Origin of the sequence: Inquilinus ginsengisoli, assembly GCF_031453975.1 — a bacterium.
GTDB lineage: Bacteria > Pseudomonadota > Alphaproteobacteria > DSM-16000 > Inquilinaceae > Inquilinus > Inquilinus ginsengisoli_A.
In genome coordinates this window covers 558,196-572,675 of the sequence record NZ_JAVDPW010000002.1, presented here as the reverse complement: position 1 = coordinate 572,675, position 14,480 = coordinate 558,196, and the positions used below count along the sequence as shown (strand labels likewise).

The window sequence follows — 14,480 nt, the reverse complement described above, 5'->3', positions numbered from 1 at the left end:
AGGGGCGCCAGGCGGGAGAGGCAATGCGTTTGGGCGTCCAATGGCCTGTTTTCGGCGGAGGAAGGATGACCGCTGGAGTCAACTCCGCCATCCCCTCCCACACCCTGCTGGTCGCCGGGCTCGCCCTGGCCGCACTCGCCTGCCTGGCGTGGTCGGTCGCCACCGGCTACACCCCCTTCGACCTGTCCGCGGCGCTGGGCGACGTCCTGGCGGGCCGCCAGACCCTGCCGGCGCTGGTGCTGGTCGAGCTGCGGCTGCCGCGGGCGCTGCTCGGCCTGCTGGTCGGCTTCAGCCTCGGCCTCAGCGGCGCGGCGATGCAGGGACTGCTGCGCAACCCGCTGGCCGAGCCGGGGGTGATCGGCGTGTCGGCCGCGGCGGCGCTGGGCGCGGTGCTGGTATTCTACTCCGGCCTCGCCGGCAGCTTCGCGCTGGCCCTGCCGCTGGGCGGCATCGCCGGGGCGGCGCTGGCGACGCTGCTGCTGTTCGGCCTGGTCCGGCGCGGCGCCGGCACCATGACCCTGATCCTGGCCGGCGTCGCCATCGGCAGCGCCGCCGGCGCCCTGACCGCGCTGGCCCTCAACCTGTCGCCCAACCCCTATGCGGCGCTGGAGATCGTGTTCTGGCTGATGGGGTCGCTGGCCGACCGCAGCATGGTCCATGTCTGGCTGGTGCTGCCGCCGATGCTGCTGGGCTGGGGCCTGATCCTGGCTGGCGGCCGCGCCCTCGACGCGCTGACCCTGGGCGAGGACACGGCGGCCAGCCTCGGCTTCGGCCTCGGCCGGCTGCGGCTGCAGCTGATCCTGGGCACCGCGCTGGCGGTCGGCAGCGCCGTGGCGGTGACCGGCGCGATCGGCTTCGTCGGGCTGGTGGTGCCGCATCTGCTGCGGCCGTTGGTCGGGCACCGGCCGGGGCGCCTGCTGCTGGTCAGCGGCCTCGGCGGCGCGGTGCTGATCCTCCTGGCCGATATCGGGCTGCGGCTGGTCCGGGTGCAGCCGGAGCTGAAGCTGGGCGTCGTCACCGCGATCATCGGCGCGCCGTTCCTGTTCAGCCTGATCTGGCGGCTGCGGCGGAGCCCGTGATGCGGATCGACGCCATCGGACTCCGCATCGCCCTGGGCGGCCGGCCGGTCCTCGCCGGGGTCGACCTCGCTTTGGTGCCGGGCGAGCTGGTCGGGCTGATCGGCCCGAACGGCGCCGGCAAGACCACGCTGCTGCGCATCCTGGCCAACCTGCTGGCGCCGGATGCCGGCGCGGTCCGCTATGATGGCCGGTCGGCGCGGCAACTCGGCGGCGACGCCCTGGCGCGCGGCCTGTCGGTACTGATGCAGGGCGGCGAGGTGAACTGGCCGCTGCGGGTCGATCATCTGGTCGCGCTGGGGCGGCTGCCACATCGCCGGGGCCTGGGCGGGCTGTCCGCGGCCGACCGCGACGCGGTGGCCCGGGCGCTGGACGCCGCCGACGCCGCGCATCTCCGGCTGCGCACCGCCGGCCAACTGTCGGCGGGGGAGCGGATGCGGGTGCTGTTCGCCCGGGCGCTGGCGGTCGAGGCGCCGATGCTGTTCGCGGACGAGCCGGTGGCGGCGCTGGACCCGTTCCACCAGCTGCAGATCATGGAGCTGCTGCAGGGCCGGGCGCGGGCGGGCACCGGCATCCTGGCGGTGCTGCACGACCTGCCGCTGGCCGGCCGCTTCTGCGACCGGCTGGTGCTGCTGCAGGATGGACGGATCCTGGCCGACGGCCCGCCCGAGGCGGTGCTGACCGACGACCATCTGCGCCGGGCCTATGCGGTGGAGGTGCAGCGCGGCCAGCGGGACGGCGTCGGCTACGTCCTGCCGTGGTCCCGCATTGGGCCGAAGGGGGAGGGGTGATGGCGATCGAGCGTCAGCCGGAGCCGGGGCCGGAGGCGGTGCGGCGCCTGATCCGGGAGCAGGTGGCAGAGGCCGACACCGGCTGGAGCCTGGGGGGCTTCGGTGCGATCGCCGAGTTCCTGCGTACGCCGGGGGAACCGGTGGCAGTGACGGCCGATGCCGGCGGCGTCGCCGTCGTCACCGATCTCGGCGCGATGCGGATCGACTGGATCGCCGGGCTGCGCCCTGTCGCCTACGAGACCGCGGTGGAGGACGATCGCTGGAGCCATGCGGTGGCGCTGTGCCTGGAGGCGGCGCAGGCGGCGATGAACCGGCGATCGGTGGTCACCGAACTCGGGCCCGACGAAGCGGCACTGCGACCGGGGGATCGCGAGGCAATCCTGTTCGACCTCGGCCTCGGCATGCTGCAGGCCGACATCTGTGTGCGCAGCGCCGATCCGGCCCTGCTGGCGCAGCTGCGGGCGGGATGCGGGCAGTCGCTGTTCGCGCCCGGCAATTCGCTGACGGGCGCGCTGATCGCCGCCGGTCCGCACCGCGTGTTCCAGGCGCGGCTGGGGCGCATCGAGGTCTACCAGCCGGTGCCGCCGGCCGACGGCCGCAGCCCGGAGGGGCCGCACACCCATGTGCTGCCGAAGCTGCTGGCGAGCGGCCGCACCCATGCGGCGACAGCACCGATCCCGGCGGGCTGGGTGCCCTGCGCCCATCTGTTCCCGCCGCACCCCGCCCGCGATGCAATGGGGCGCAGCCAGCCCTTCGACCGAGGGCGCCACGACGCGTTCCAGGCCGTTTGGCGGGAGTTCGGCGATCCGCATGCGGTGGCGCTGAAGGACGAGGTCATGGCCGCGCTGGGCGTCGGCCAGGGGCTGCCGGCGCTGGACAGCCGCGCCGACCGGGCCGTCGGCCGGGTCGCGCGATGCCAGACCCGGGCCCTGGCCAGCCTCTAAGTCAGGCGCCCGAGCCTTATCAGGTGCCCGGCGTGCGGCTCTGGTCGGCGCTGAACTTCAGCGGCACCTCGCCCAGATTCTTCAGGTTCAGCGTCAGGAAGAAGGAATAGCCCTCCTTCTGGTCCTCGGCGGTGGTGAACTGGCGCTGCACGTTGACGCCGAAGGTGAAGCACTCATCCATGTACTGGGCGCCGAGATTGTAGCGGAACGGCCGCATGTTCTCGATGTCGTAGGTCATGCCGGTGGAGAGCGACCAGAAATCCGTGATCTGGGCCTTGGCGCCGGCCCCCAGCTGCTGCTGGTTGAAGCTGTTGCCCTCGTCGTCCTCGCCCTTGTCGTCGAGCAGGCTGTAGTTGACGTTGAGGTTCAGCCAGTCGGGTCCGGTGGTGGTGGCCTGGACGTATTGCCGGCGGCTGTAGAAGTTGTCCTTGTCCAGCCGGAAGCGCCAGTCGAGGTTCAGGTAGGGCCCGGGATGCACGGTCACGCGGCCGACATAGTCGGACAGCTGGTCGCGCAGGCCGGAGCTCTCCGGGAAATCGTCATCGGTCTCGAAGCGATAGCTTTGGCCCAGGAAGAAGGTCGCGGAGGTGCCGTCGACCCCGTACAGCCCGTAGCGGAAGCCGTAGGAGACGTGCTGGCCGCCCTCGACCCGGTCGAGGCCCGGGAAGCGGCTTTCGCTGAACAGGTTGATCTCGTCGAACTCGATGTCCGAGCTGTCGTTGTTCGGGATCTTGTCGCCGTTGCTGACATGCGGCGCGACGCTGAGGCTGACGATCGGCTCCAGCATCTGCTGGTAGGAGCCGAGCTGCCCGACGAAGGGATAGCGCGCGGTCGCCGTCGCGACCGGGAACAGCCGGGTGGCGGCGACGCCGTTCTTGGTCAGGACCTCGTCGGGCCCGCCATTCACCACCAGGGTGCCGTCCGGCACGTCGTCCGACTGGTAGACGTCGGCCCGCAGATAGGTCCGTGCCGACAGCACGATGCCGCTGTCGCTGTAGAACTCCCGCTGCCAGCCGGCCTGGGTGGACAGGCGCCGGGTGTCGATGCCGCGGTTGGGGTCGCTGGTCACAGCATCGAAGTCGCGCAGCAGGCTGACGGCGCTGGCGTTGGCGAACCATTGGCCGCCGAGGATGGTGTTGGGTTCGCTGACGTAGTTCGCGGTGACCGAGGGCAGGATGGTGGGCGAGAAGCCCTTGCTGCCGACGCCGGTGCCGGGCGTGCGCAGGTCCTGCCAGTCCAGCGCCTCGACCCCGATATAGTTCAGGCCGTAGAAGCCTTCGGCAAAAGCCCGGCTCTGCAGGATATCCGCGCCGGAGATGTTGAAGTTGTCGATATAGGTGCGATCAGACGTGCGGTTGACGTTGACGCCGAACCGCCAGTTCTGGTCGAAGTCGTAGGCCGCCGTGCCGAAGAAGTGCCAGCGCAGCTGCTGCGACCGGAAGTCGAGGTTGCTGCCGTTGGGTCCTGAATTGTCGTTCAGGATCTTGCTGTAGCCGCTCTGGTTGATGCTGCCGTTGAGGGTGATGAGGCCCTTGTCGAAGCGCTTGCGGTACTCGCCGGTGAACAGCGTGCCGGAATCGCGGGTCAGCGTGGCGCCCACCGTGGCGTCCTGGTCCGGCGAGATGTCGAAATAATACTGCAGGCCGAAGAACGGCCCGACGTCGGAGGTCGAGCCGAAGCTCGGGAACAGGAAGCCCTGGCGGCGGTCGACCGACGGGTCGGGCATCGAGAAGTACGGCGAGTAGAACAGCGGGACGCCGAACAGGTCGATGAAGGCGTCGTGGAAGATGATGTCCTTCGACACCGCGTCGCTGGTCACCCGGATGGCGCGGATCTGCCACAGCGGCGGTGCCGTCGGGTCGTCCTTGCACAGGTTGCAGGGCGAATAGAGGGCGCGGTCGATGGTGGTGATCTCGCCGCGCTCGCGCACCGCGCTGTTGCCGATCATCCGCGAGTTGTCGGACAGGATCAGCGACACCTGCTGGATGAAGCCGTCCTTCATGTCGTCGGTCAGCTCGGCATAGTCGCCCAGCATGACCTCGCCCCCGGGCTGGACCAGGGCGACATGGCCGCTGGCCGCGACGATCTGGGTCTTCTGGTTGTAGGTGACCTGATCGGCGCGGAGGATCTGGTTGTTCTGGTTGATCTCGACCTTGCCGCGCGCGGTCACGAGACCCAGCGTCTGGTCGTAGATCAGCTCGTCGGCGATGACGACCGGCGGCTCCCCCGCGGGGGCGGCCGGTTTCTGCTCAGGCGCCGGCGGCTCGGGAGCCCCCGGAGCGGCGGGGGGCTGCTGTTCCTGGGCCGACGCACCGACCGCCGTCAGAACGGCGAGAACGGAAACGGCGCTGAGAAATGACGATAACCGATTGATTCGTTTCACTGCCGCTTCCACGCTCCGACACGAGCCGTCGCCCCTTGTGCCGAATGCGAAGGGGCGAAGTCAACGTGCGTCGCGGCAGGGACCGATCAAGCGGCGGTTTCGGTGACCTCGGCGGCGGTGCGCTTGCGCTGCGGAACCGGCCGCAGCAGGAAGGCCGGGACGTGGTCGCCCAGCCCGAGCACCGGTGTGTCGTCGCGATCCTCGCGCGAGGAATGGCGCCGGTCGCGGCCCCGATCCTCGTTGCGATCGTCACGGCGGGGGCGGTCCTGCGCTGGCCGCGGACGGTCGTCGTGGCGACGGGCCTCGCTGCGCGGTGCCTCGTCGCGATGGCCCTCGCTGCGGTGGCCTTCACTGCGGTGGGACGCGACCGCAGCGGGCTCCGCCTGGCGCGGCTCGTCGTGCCGCGAGTCCGCCGGACGCGAGTCGGTCTGGCGGGCATCGGCCTGACGCGGAGCGGCCTGGCGGGGGGCGGGACGGGGCCTGCCGCGACGCGGCCGATCCTCGACCACCGGGGCGGCGCTGGCCTCCTCGGCAACCACCTGAGGCTCTTCCGTGCGGCGCGGCTCGGCGGCGGCCGAGTCGCGGGTCCTGCGCTTGGGCGCCTCCGGGCGCTCGCCGCGCCGGCGCGCCTTGCCGCGCTGCTTGATCTCGTCGTCGGACAGGAAGCCTTCCAACCCGATCTCCGGCAGCACCAGGACCGGGATCTGCTTCTTGATCAGGCTCTCGATCGCCTTGACGAAGCGGCCGTCCTCGGGCGTCGCGATCGAATAGGCCTTGCCGGTCTTGCCGGCACGGCCGGTGCGGCCGACGCGGTGGACATAGTCGTCGGCGTGGATCGGCACGTCGAAGTTGAAGACATGACCGATGTCGCTGACGTCGATGCCGCGGGCGGCGACGTCGCTGCAGACCAGCGTGGTGATGTCGCCGCGCTTGAACCGGTCCAGCGTCTCGTTGCGCACCGATTGCACCAGGTCGCCATGCATCTGCCCGGCGTTGAAGCCATGGCTCTGCAGCGACTTGAACACCACCGACACATCGCGCTTGCGGTTGCAGAACACGAAGGCGCTCTTGACGTCCTCGGCCCGCAGCAGGTGGCGCAGCGCCTTGCGCTTGTCGTCGGCCTCGACCACCACGATGTGCTGCTCAAGCAGCTCGCCGGTGGTCGCCGGCGGCGCCACCGAGATCTGCTTCGGATTGCTCAGGAAGGCCTCGGACAGGCGCCGGATCTCCGGCGGCATGGTGGCCGAGAAGAACAGGGTCTGCCGCAGCGGCGGCAGCAGGCCGACGATGCGCTCGATGTCGGGGATGAAGCCCATGTCGAGCATGCGGTCGGCTTCGTCGATCACCAGGATCTTGACGTCGGCCAGCAGCACCTTGCCGCGCTCGAACAGGTCGAGCATCCGGCCCGGGGTCGCGATCAGCACGTCGACGCCGCGGTCCAGCTTCTTGATCTGGTCCTCGAAGCTCTCGCCGCCGATCAGCAGGGCGTAGGACAGCTTCTCGTACTTGCCGTACAGCTCGAAATTCTCGGCCACCTGGGCGGCGAGCTCGCGAGTCGGCTCCAGGATCAGCGAGCGCGGCATGCGCGCCCGCGCCCGGCCGGAGGCAAGGATCTCCAGCATCGGCAGGGTGAAGCCGGCGGTCTTGCCGGTGCCGGTCTGGGCGATGCCGAGGACGTCGCGGCCCATCAACACATAAGGTATGGCCTGGGCCTGGATCGGGGTCGGGGTGGTGTAGCCGACATCGTCCACGGCACGCAGGATTTCGGGCTTCAGCCCAAGATCCGAAAAGAGCATCGTACAGGAATCTTTACTAATGGGGGCGCGCCGAGCGGCCCGCCGCATGCCCTTTAGATGGGAAAACCACCCGTCAAGTCAATTGAAACTATCGAGACAGCCGGGCATGGCTCACCCTAGCGGGGCGCGAGTCGCGCGGTTTGACGATGAAGAAGTGGGAGACGTGACGAATGCTGCTCGATCGGGAAGACAGCGTTCTCCTGGTGGTCGACGTGCAGGAGAAGCTGGTGTCGGCGATGCATGATTTCGCGACGGCACGGAAGGCGATCGAGACCCTGATCCGCAGCGCGGCGGCGCTCGGCGTGCCGGTGCTGTTCGCCGAACAGTACCCGAAAGGACTGGGGCCGACCCTGCCGGAGCTGGTGGCGCTGGCGCCGGATGCGCCGGTTGTACCGAAGGTGCGCTTCTCCGCCGTCGGCGAACCGGCCCTGCTCGACCACCTCGAAGGCATCGGCCGCCGCACCGTGGTGCTGTGCGGGCTGGAGAGCCATGTCTGCGTGCTGCAGAGCGCCTTCGACCTGCACGACGCCGGTTTCCGCGCGGTGGTGGCGATCGACGCGACGACGTCGCGGGCGCCGCGCAGCACCGCGGTGGCGGAGCTGCGCCTGGTCCAGGGCGGGATCGAGCTGGTGACGGCGGAAATGGCCTGCTTCGAATGGCTCGGCCAGGCCGGGACCGACGAGTTCCGGACGGTGAGCGCCTTCCTGCGATGACCCTGCCGGTCGTGTTCGTGCCTGGCCTGCTCTGCGATGCGGATCTGTGGGCGGCACAGCTGGCGATCGTCTCGGCCGACCGGCCGGTGGTGGTCGCCAACATCGCCGGCGCCGACACCGTGGCCGCGTTGGCCCGGGCGGTGCTGGCGGATGCGCCGCAGCGCTTCGCCCTCGCAGGTCTCTCGATGGGCGGTTATGTCGCGCTGGAGATCATGCGCCAGGCGCCGGGACGGGTGGCGGGGCTGGCGCTGCTCGACACTTCGGCCCGGCCGGACAGCGAGGAGCAGACCCGCCGCCGCCGCGCCCTGCTGGCGCTGGCCCGGACCGGCCGGTTCAAGGGGGTGACGCCGCGGCTGCTGCCGACCCTGCTGCATCCCGACCGGCTGGCGGATCCGATCCTGACCGGGCGGGTGATGGCGATGGCCGGCCGGATCGGCCGGGACGCCTTCCTGCGGCAGCAGACGGCGATCCTCGGGCGTCCCGACAGCCGGCCGGACCTGATGCGGATCGACTGCCCCACTTTGGTGGCGTGCGGCCGGCAGGATGCGCTGACGCCGCTGCCGCTGTCGGAGGAGATGGCGGGGCTGATCCCCGGGGCGGAGCTGGTCGTGGTCGAGGACAGCGGCCACCTGTCGCCGATGGAGCGGCCCGACGCGGTCAATGCCGCGCTGGCGTCATGGCTCGGGCTGTTGTGAGGCCGCTCAGTCGGGGAACCCGCCGATCCGTCCGAACAGGGGCGGCGGGGTGTAGGGGAACAGCTCGATGGTGAGGTGGCTGATCAGGTTGATGAAGGCGGGATCGTCCGGCCCGCTGGACTGGTCGAGGAAGCCGGTCACCGCCGACGCCTCGCGGCCGGCGACGCAGAAGGCGGCGCGAACGAGGATCGGCCGCATGGCCGGGGCCGTGGTCCAGGTCTTGCGGTCGCACAGGTCGAACGGGTTGACCGCCGGCTGGGCGTTGAACACCACCGAGACGAAATAGTCGCGGTTCTCGGTCGGCCCCGGGGTCGGGGTGAAGCGGGTGCGCGGGCCGACATAGGTGCCGGTCATGATCTGCGCCACCAGCTGCTCGAAGCCCGGCGTGTTGCCGTAGGGGTTGCCCTGGATGATGGTGCGCAGGTCGCGGCCGTCGGCGGCGGCGAAGAACTCGCCGCTGGAGTAGAGGGCGTTGAGGTCGCTGCGGACGATGCGGGGGCCGGTGCATCCGGCCAGCAGCAGCAGGGCCAGGGCGGTGGCGGGGACGGCGCGCAACGGGGTCATGGGGCGGCCCTTCCGGAGGCTGTCGATCGATGGGGGCGGCGGAGGGGCGGGAGCCCATCCGCCGCCGGACCTCACCGGTAGGGGAACAGCTGGATCGTCAGCTGGCGGATGGTGTCGACGAACTTCGGATCGGTCGGCCCGCTGGCCTGGTCGAGATAGGCCGACACCGAGGACGCTTCGCGCCCGGCGACGCAGAAGGCGGCGCGGATGACGATCGGGCGCTGGGCCGGCGCCGTGGTCACCGCCTGGCCGTTGCACAGCGAGCCGGAGACGACATCGGGCTGGGGGTTGACCGCCAGGGCGACGAAGTAGTCGCGCTTGGCGCTGGGGCCCGGCGTCGGGGTGAAGCGCGTCTTCGGGCCGACATAGGTGGCGGTCATGATCTGCGCCACCGCCTGGTCGAAGCCGGGCGTGCCGAAGGGATTGCCCTGCACCGTGGTGCGCAGGTCGCGCCCGTCGGCGGCCGAGGAGAACTCGACACTGGAGTAGAGCGGGTTGATGTCGTCGACCACGACACGGCCACCGCTGAGGCCGCCGCCGGCGCAGGCGGCGAGGCCGGTTCCGGCCAGGGCCAGGGCGGAGAGGGGGAGAAGGCGGCGAAGACGGGAGGTCATATTCGTTCTCATCCGTTGGCAGGCCGGTCATCATCATACGGCTCGCCGTGAGGCATCGCCAATGATCCGGCCACGCCCCCTTATACGGCGGGCCCGTCGGGGCGGATGGTGCCCCAGGTCACAGCCTGTGCCGTGCCCGATGTCGCACCCCCCTTGGTCTCAGATATCCAGCTCGGTCGCCTTGGTCGCGTTCTGCTGGATGAAGCGCAGCCGCAGTTCCGGCTTGCGGCCCATCAGCTGTTCGACCAGATCGGCGGTGCGGCGGCCGTCGAACTCATCCTCGGCGTCATCCGTCAGCTCGACCCGCAGCAGCGAGCGTGTCGACGGGTCCATGGTGGTGTCGCGCAGCTGTGCCGGCATCATCTCGCCGAGGCCCTTGAAGCGGCTGATCTCGACCTTCTTGCCGGCGAACTGCTTGGCCAGCACCTCGTCCTTGTGGGCGTCGTCGCGGCAGTAGACCGTGGTGTTGCCGGCCTGCACCCGGTACAGCGGCGGCTGGGCCAGGAACAGGTGGCCCTCGGCGATCAGGCCGCGCATCTCCTTGTAGAAGAAGGTCATCAGCAGCGACGCGATGTGGGCGCCGTCGACATCGGCGTCGGTCATGATGATGACGCGCTCGTAGCGCAGCTTGTCGCTGGCGTACTGGCCGCGGGTGCCGCAGCCCAGCGCCAGCGCCAGGTCCGAGATCTCCTGGTTGCCGGCCAGCTTGTCGGCCGAGGCGCTGGCCACGTTCAGGATCTTGCCGCGCAGCGGCAGGATGGCCTGGGTCTCGCGCTTGCGCGCCGCCTTGGCCGAGCCGCCGGCCGAATCGCCCTCGACCAGGAAGATCTCGGTGCCCTCGGGCGCAGTGCGGCTGCAATCGGCCAGCTTGCCCGGCAGGCGCAGGCGCGCGGTCGGGGTCTTGCGGCCATTGTCCTTGGCCTGCTTGCGGCGCAGCCGCTCCTCCGCCCGCTCGGTGAGGAATTCGAGCAGCCCTTCGGCCGATTTCGGGTCGGCCGACAGCCAATGGTCGAAATGGTCCTTGATCGCGCCCTCGACCAGCTTGGTCGCCTCGGGCGAGGACAGGCGGTCCTTGGTCTGGCTCTGGAACTGCGGGTTGGGGATGAAGATCGACAGCAGCACCGCCACGCCGCCCATCACGTCGTCGGCGGTGATCTGGCCGGCCCGCTTGTGGTTGGCCAGCTCGGCGAAGCCGCGCAGGCTGCGCAGCAGGCCGCTGCGCAGGCCCTGCTCATGGGTGCCGCCCTGGGGCGTCGGGATGGTGTTGCAGTAGGTGTGGACGAAGCCCTCGTCATCCTCCGGCCAGGCCACCGCCCATTCGATCTGGCCGCCGCCCCCGGGGAAGGTGGCGGTGCCGGCGAAGGCGGTCGGGGTGCGGGTCGGCCGGTCGTCCAGCGTGGTCTTGAGATAGTCGGACAGGCCGCCGGGGAAATGCAGCACCGCGTCGGCCGGGGTGCGGTCGTCGCCCGAGACCAGAGCGGGGTCGCAGCGCCAGCGGATCTCGACGCCGCGGAACAGATAGGCCTTGGACCGCGCCAGGCGGTACAGCCGGCCGGGCTGCAGCCGCGCCTCGGCGCCGAAGATCTCCGGGTCGGGATGGAAGGCGATGGTGGTGCCGCGCCGGTTCTGCACCGTGCCGCCACGCTCCAGCGGGCCCAGGGGCGCGCCGCGGGAATAGCGCTGGAGGTACAGCTGGCGGTCGAGCGCCACCTCGACCCTGAGGTCGTCGGACAGCGCGTTCACCACCGACAGGCCGACGCCGTGCAGGCCGCCCGAGGTGGCGTAGACCTTGTTCGAGAACTTGCCGCCGGAATGCAGCGTGGTCAGGATGACCTCGAGCGCCGACTTGCCGGGATATTTGGGATGCTCGTCGACGGGAATACCGCGGCCGTTGTCGCGGACGGTGACGAAGCCTTCGGCATCGAGCGCCAGATCGATCAAGGTGGCGTGGCCGGCAACCGCCTCGTCCATGGCGTTGTCGAGCACTTCGGCGACGAGGTGGTGCAGGGCGCGGTCGTCGGTGCCGCCGATATACATGCCGGGCCGCCGCCGGACCGGTTCGAGCCCCTCGAGAACCTCAATATCGCTCGCGGTGTAACTGTTGTCGGTCTTGCTGCTGGGGGCGAACAAATCTGTCATGATCCGGAGTCGGGGTCGTCCTGTGGATTTGCGTGCCAATTCCTTCATATAGACTTTTCCGGCCCTCAACGTAACCAAATCTAGGATCCGATCGGTGACAACCCTCCTGCCCGCCGGGGTGCCGGCCCTCCGCACCATCGCCATGCCGAAGGATGCCAATCCGAACGGGGACATCTTCGGCGGCTGGCTGCTGTCGCAGATGGATCTGGCCGGCGCCGTGGTGGCGCATGAGCGGGCCCGCGGCCGGACCGCGACGGTGGCGGTGGATGCGATGAGCTTCCTGGCCCCGGTGCGCATCGGCGACACCGTGTCCTGCTATGCCACCCTCGCGGCCACCGGCCGCAGCTCGATGAAGGTGAAGATCGAGACCTTCGTGCAGCGCCGCAGCGACCACACCATCGTCAAGGTCACCGACGGCACCTTCACCTATGTCGCGATCGATGAGCAGGGCAGCTCGCGGCCGCTGCCGCCGGGATAGTGGCGGCAGGGCGGCCGGGACGCCGCAGGCGGCGGGCCGCTACAGGCCCCAGCCGTAGCCGATGAAGGTCAGCGCGTAGCAGGTGCCGAACAGCAGGGTGAGGGTCACGGTCTCGCGGATGAAGGTCCAGTCGCTCATGATGTTCCCTTTGTGTTCCTATTTGTGGATAGGAACATAGAAGGAACATCCGGTCAAGCGGCTCAATCGACGATGAACAGCTTGGCGCCGGTGCGGGTCGAGGAGCGGTGGGCGGCGTCGCCGAAATCCGAGACCTGGTAGCTCATGCCGGCCGTCAGGGTGAAGCGGCGCCCGTCCTTCAGCTCGGTCTCCAGCTCGCCCTCGAGGACATAGAGGACATGGCCCCGGTCGCACCAATGGTCGGCCAGGTATCCTGGCGTGTACTCCACCATGCGGATGCGCAGGTCGCCGATGGCCAGGGTGCGCCAGTGTGCCGTTCCGGTCTCGCCCGGATGCTCGGTCGCGGGCTGCCGGTCCCAGTCGGTCACGGTGAAGGGGAAGGGTGGAATCTTCATCGGGTGCTCCTCAGGCCGGCACGTCGGCCGCGATCAGCAGGAAGGGCGGGCGCTGGCGCTCGATGGCGAATTCCGGATGGTCCGCGATCTGCTCGGCGGTCGGGCCCCATTCCTCGAGATGGGCGAGGGTGAAGCCGGCGCGCAGCAGCAGGGCGACATAGGTGGCGATGGTGCGATGCTGCTTGATCACGCCCTCGGCCAGCCAGTCGGTGATGCGCGGGCCTTCCTCCAGGTAGCGGTCGACCGGCCAGACCTCGCGGCCCGCGGCGTCGCGCGACCAGCCGGGGGCGGAGGGCGCGGTGTAGATCGGGTGCTCCACCGAGGCCACCAGGCGGCCGCCCGGGGCGAGGGCACGGTGGATCTGCGCCACCAGCCCCTCCAGGTCCGCGATGTAGTGCAGTGCCAGCGAGCTGTAGGCGAGGTCGACCGAGGCCGGCGGCAGGTCGAGTGTCTCCAGGTCGGCCCTGGCATAGGTGACGGCGGCGTCCGGGTCGGTGGCCCGGGCGCGGGCCAGCATGTTCTCCGACACGTCGAGGCCGAGGACGTCGGCCGCCCCGGCCTGGCGCGCCCAGCGACAGAACCAGCCGAAGCCGCAGCCGAGGTCGAGCACCCGCTTGCCCCTGAGGTCCGGCACCAGGGCACGCAGCGCCGGCCATTCCGGGGCGCCGTCCAGGCCTTCGACCGACCGGCGCAGCCCGCTGTATCCGGCAAAGAATTCAGGGTTGTCGTAGATGTTCTGGGTCACGTGCGATTCTCCAATTTCGGGGATCGGACGGGGCGCGCGAGACCATGAAAAAGCCCCGTCCGTTTCCGGCGGGGCTGACCGATTGCGAGCGGCGATCCAGGATCAGCGCGCACAGACTCCGGGCGTCCCGCCGATGGCGATGCGGGCGGGTCTGGCGACGATGTGGGTGTCGGTCACGGGCATGTCCTATCTATCGCGGGCCGGCCGTGCGGCGTCAAGGGACGGCTTCATATCCGGTGCCGGCGCGGCCCGGGGTGCGGGCCGCGCCTTGTGGCCTACCAGTAGCCCTTGCCCTTGAGGTCGCCGGCCACGGCACCGGCGGCGCCGCCGATCAGGGCGCCGATGCCGGCATTGCCGCCCGCGATGGCGCTGATCGCGGCACCGCCGGCGGCGCCGATCCCGGCGCCGGTCAGGGTGGTCTGCTCCTCGCGGGTCAGGTTGCTGCAGCCGGAGGCCAGCAGCGCGCCGCACAGCGTCAGCGGCAGGAGAATCGTCTTCATCTCGGGCTCTCCCTACTTCTTCCGGGGCTGGACCTTGGCGACATCGGTGACGATCACCGAAATCACCGACCGCGCGGTCTGGTCCGGATGGGCGGCGTAGTAGTCGTCGACGCCCTTGGAGATCTCGGTCAGCGTCAGCGGCTGCAGGTTGGTGACCAGCGCGCTGATCATGCCCGGCCGGCTGCGGCGGTCGTCCTTGCGCAGCTCGTATTCGACCGAGACGACATTGGCCACGCCGACCAGGAAGGCCTTCTTCTCGGAATCGGACGCCTTGGTCCAATGCTCGCCGGTGACCAGCGGGACATCCCCCGCCTGCGCCGGCGTGCCCGCGACCGCGGCGAGCAGGACGGCCCCCAAAAGCAGGGGTTTCATGGACAGTCGTGCCATTACTTGCTCCCGAACAGGAATCCACGAGCCATTCTTTGGACGTTCGGGGGCGATAATCAATAGAGGATGGCCGGCTGGCCTGGAAACCCCCGCCGGGGCGGGGCCGTCAGCCCCAGCGCCGG

At 70.0% G+C, this 14,480-nt stretch carries 15 protein-coding genes; 6 read left to right on the top strand and 9 right to left on the bottom strand.

Translation table 11 applies throughout. From position 1 onward, the window contains the following. Positions 1–65 precede the first annotated feature (65 nt). From E9232_RS06510 to E9232_RS06500, 3 genes are read left to right on the top strand one after another with little or no spacing between them, the layout of a single operon-like run. On the top strand, positions 66–1,079 hold the full coding sequence (locus E9232_RS06510) for a FecCD family ABC transporter permease (protein WP_309792822.1): 1,014 nt from the start codon (positions 66–68) through the stop codon (positions 1,077–1,079). Beyond that, a complete protein-coding gene (locus tag E9232_RS06505) occupies positions 1,079–1,867 on the top strand; it encodes an ABC transporter ATP-binding protein (RefSeq protein ID WP_309792821.1) in 789 nt (262 codons plus the stop codon). Before E9232_RS06510 ends, E9232_RS06505 begins: the two co-directional genes overlap by 1 nt. Beyond that, positions 1,867–2,811, top strand: coding sequence for a DUF6925 family protein (locus E9232_RS06500; RefSeq protein WP_309792820.1), 945 nt, complete (start codon positions 1,867–1,869; stop codon positions 2,809–2,811). Before E9232_RS06505 ends, E9232_RS06500 begins: the two co-directional genes overlap by 1 nt. A gap of 19 nt (positions 2,812–2,830) precedes the next feature. On the opposite strand, the gene E9232_RS06495 is transcribed toward E9232_RS06500, so the two are convergent. Both E9232_RS06495 and E9232_RS06490 read right to left on the bottom strand, forming a co-directional pair. Next, complete coding sequence (locus E9232_RS06495; protein ID WP_309792819.1) at positions 2,831–5,194, bottom strand: LPS-assembly protein LptD; 2,364 nt, start codon at positions 5,192–5,194, stop codon at positions 2,831–2,833. 86 nt (positions 5,195–5,280) lie between these two features. After that, positions 5,281–6,990 carry a DEAD/DEAH box helicase gene (locus E9232_RS06490; protein WP_309792818.1) on the bottom strand — a complete coding sequence of 570 codons (1,710 nt, stop codon included), beginning with the start codon at positions 6,988–6,990 and terminating at the stop codon, positions 5,281–5,283. Positions 6,991–7,160: 170 nt separating this feature from the next. Here E9232_RS06490 and E9232_RS06485 point away from each other — a divergent pair, with 170 nt between their 5' ends. Next, complete coding sequence (locus tag E9232_RS06485) at positions 7,161–7,703, top strand: isochorismatase family protein (protein ID WP_309792817.1); 543 nt, start codon at positions 7,161–7,163, stop codon at positions 7,701–7,703. Beyond that, positions 7,700–8,398 carry an alpha/beta fold hydrolase gene (locus E9232_RS06480; RefSeq protein ID WP_309792816.1) on the top strand — a complete coding sequence of 233 codons (699 nt, stop codon included), beginning with the start codon at positions 7,700–7,702 and terminating at the stop codon, positions 8,396–8,398. Before E9232_RS06485 ends, E9232_RS06480 begins: the two co-directional genes overlap by 4 nt. A 6-nt stretch (positions 8,399–8,404) precedes the next feature. On the opposite strand, the gene E9232_RS06475 is transcribed toward E9232_RS06480, so the two are convergent. The 3 genes from E9232_RS06475 to parE all read right to left on the bottom strand — a co-directional run bounded on the left by E9232_RS06475 (position 8,405) and on the right by parE (position 11,715). Further along, a complete protein-coding gene (locus E9232_RS06475) occupies positions 8,405–8,962 on the bottom strand; it encodes a hypothetical protein (RefSeq protein ID WP_309792815.1) in 558 nt (185 codons plus the stop codon). A gap of 71 nt (positions 8,963–9,033) precedes the next feature. Beyond that, the gene (locus tag E9232_RS06470) at positions 9,034–9,576 is read right to left on the bottom strand and encodes a hypothetical protein (RefSeq protein WP_309792814.1); all 543 of its coding nucleotides are present in this window, start codon (positions 9,574–9,576) and stop codon (positions 9,034–9,036) included. 159 nt (positions 9,577–9,735) lie between these two features. Then, positions 9,736–11,715 carry a DNA topoisomerase IV subunit B gene (gene parE / locus E9232_RS06465; protein ID WP_309792813.1) on the bottom strand — a complete coding sequence of 660 codons (1,980 nt, stop codon included), beginning with the start codon at positions 11,713–11,715 and terminating at the stop codon, positions 9,736–9,738. Positions 11,716–11,809: 94 nt separating this feature from the next. On the opposite strand from parE, the gene E9232_RS06460 reads away from it, so the two are divergent. Continuing rightward, the gene (locus E9232_RS06460) at positions 11,810–12,193 is read left to right on the top strand and encodes an acyl-CoA thioesterase (protein WP_441717835.1); all 384 of its coding nucleotides are present in this window, start codon (positions 11,810–11,812) and stop codon (positions 12,191–12,193) included. Positions 12,194–12,393: 200 nt separating this feature from the next. On the opposite strand, the gene E9232_RS06455 is transcribed toward E9232_RS06460, so the two are convergent. From E9232_RS06455 to E9232_RS06440, 4 genes are all read right to left on the bottom strand, one after another. Further along, complete coding sequence (locus tag E9232_RS06455; RefSeq protein ID WP_309792812.1) at positions 12,394–12,726, bottom strand: DHCW motif cupin fold protein; 333 nt, start codon at positions 12,724–12,726, stop codon at positions 12,394–12,396. 10 nt (positions 12,727–12,736) lie between these two features. Beyond that, positions 12,737–13,471 (bottom strand): class I SAM-dependent methyltransferase, encoded by a 735-nt coding sequence (locus E9232_RS06450; RefSeq protein ID WP_309792811.1) that lies wholly within the window; start codon positions 13,469–13,471, stop codon positions 12,737–12,739. 275 nt (positions 13,472–13,746) lie between these two features. Beyond that, positions 13,747–13,971: a YMGG-like glycine zipper-containing protein gene (locus E9232_RS06445; protein WP_309792810.1), complete on the bottom strand. Its 225-nt coding sequence runs from the start codon at positions 13,969–13,971 to the stop codon at positions 13,747–13,749. A gap of 12 nt (positions 13,972–13,983) precedes the next feature. Continuing rightward, complete coding sequence (locus E9232_RS06440; RefSeq protein WP_309792808.1) at positions 13,984–14,343, bottom strand: hypothetical protein; 360 nt, start codon at positions 14,341–14,343, stop codon at positions 13,984–13,986. Positions 14,344–14,480 lie beyond the last annotated feature (137 nt).

What these genes read in the sequence shown, in the direction of transcription:
- E9232_RS06510 (WP_309792822.1), top strand. Translation starts at nt 66, where the DNA reads ATGACCGCTGGAGTCAACTCCGCCATCCCCTCCCACACCCTGCTGGTC.
- E9232_RS06505 (WP_309792821.1), top strand. Translation starts at nt 1,079, where the DNA reads ATGCGGATCGACGCCATCGGACTCCGCATCGCCCTGGGCGGCCGGCCG.
- E9232_RS06500 (WP_309792820.1), top strand. Translation starts at nt 1,867, where the DNA reads ATGGCGATCGAGCGTCAGCCGGAGCCGGGGCCGGAGGCGGTGCGGCGC.
- E9232_RS06490 (WP_309792818.1), bottom strand. Translation starts at nt 6,990, where the DNA reads ATGCTCTTTTCGGATCTTGGGCTGAAGCCCGAAATCCTGCGTGCCGTG.
- E9232_RS06485 (WP_309792817.1), top strand. Translation starts at nt 7,161, where the DNA reads ATGCTGCTCGATCGGGAAGACAGCGTTCTCCTGGTGGTCGACGTGCAG.
- E9232_RS06480 (WP_309792816.1), top strand. Translation starts at nt 7,700, where the DNA reads ATGACCCTGCCGGTCGTGTTCGTGCCTGGCCTGCTCTGCGATGCGGAT.
- E9232_RS06475 (WP_309792815.1), bottom strand. Translation starts at nt 8,962, where the DNA reads ATGACCCCGTTGCGCGCCGTCCCCGCCACCGCCCTGGCCCTGCTGCTG.
- E9232_RS06470 (WP_309792814.1), bottom strand. Translation starts at nt 9,576, where the DNA reads ATGACCTCCCGTCTTCGCCGCCTTCTCCCCCTCTCCGCCCTGGCCCTG.
- parE (WP_309792813.1), bottom strand. Translation starts at nt 11,715, where the DNA reads ATGACAGATTTGTTCGCCCCCAGCAGCAAGACCGACAACAGTTACACC.
- E9232_RS06455 (WP_309792812.1), bottom strand. Translation starts at nt 12,726, where the DNA reads ATGAAGATTCCACCCTTCCCCTTCACCGTGACCGACTGGGACCGGCAG.
- E9232_RS06445 (WP_309792810.1), bottom strand. Translation starts at nt 13,971, where the DNA reads ATGAAGACGATTCTCCTGCCGCTGACGCTGTGCGGCGCGCTGCTGGCC.
- E9232_RS06440 (WP_309792808.1), bottom strand. Translation starts at nt 14,343, where the DNA reads ATGAAACCCCTGCTTTTGGGGGCCGTCCTGCTCGCCGCGGTCGCGGGC.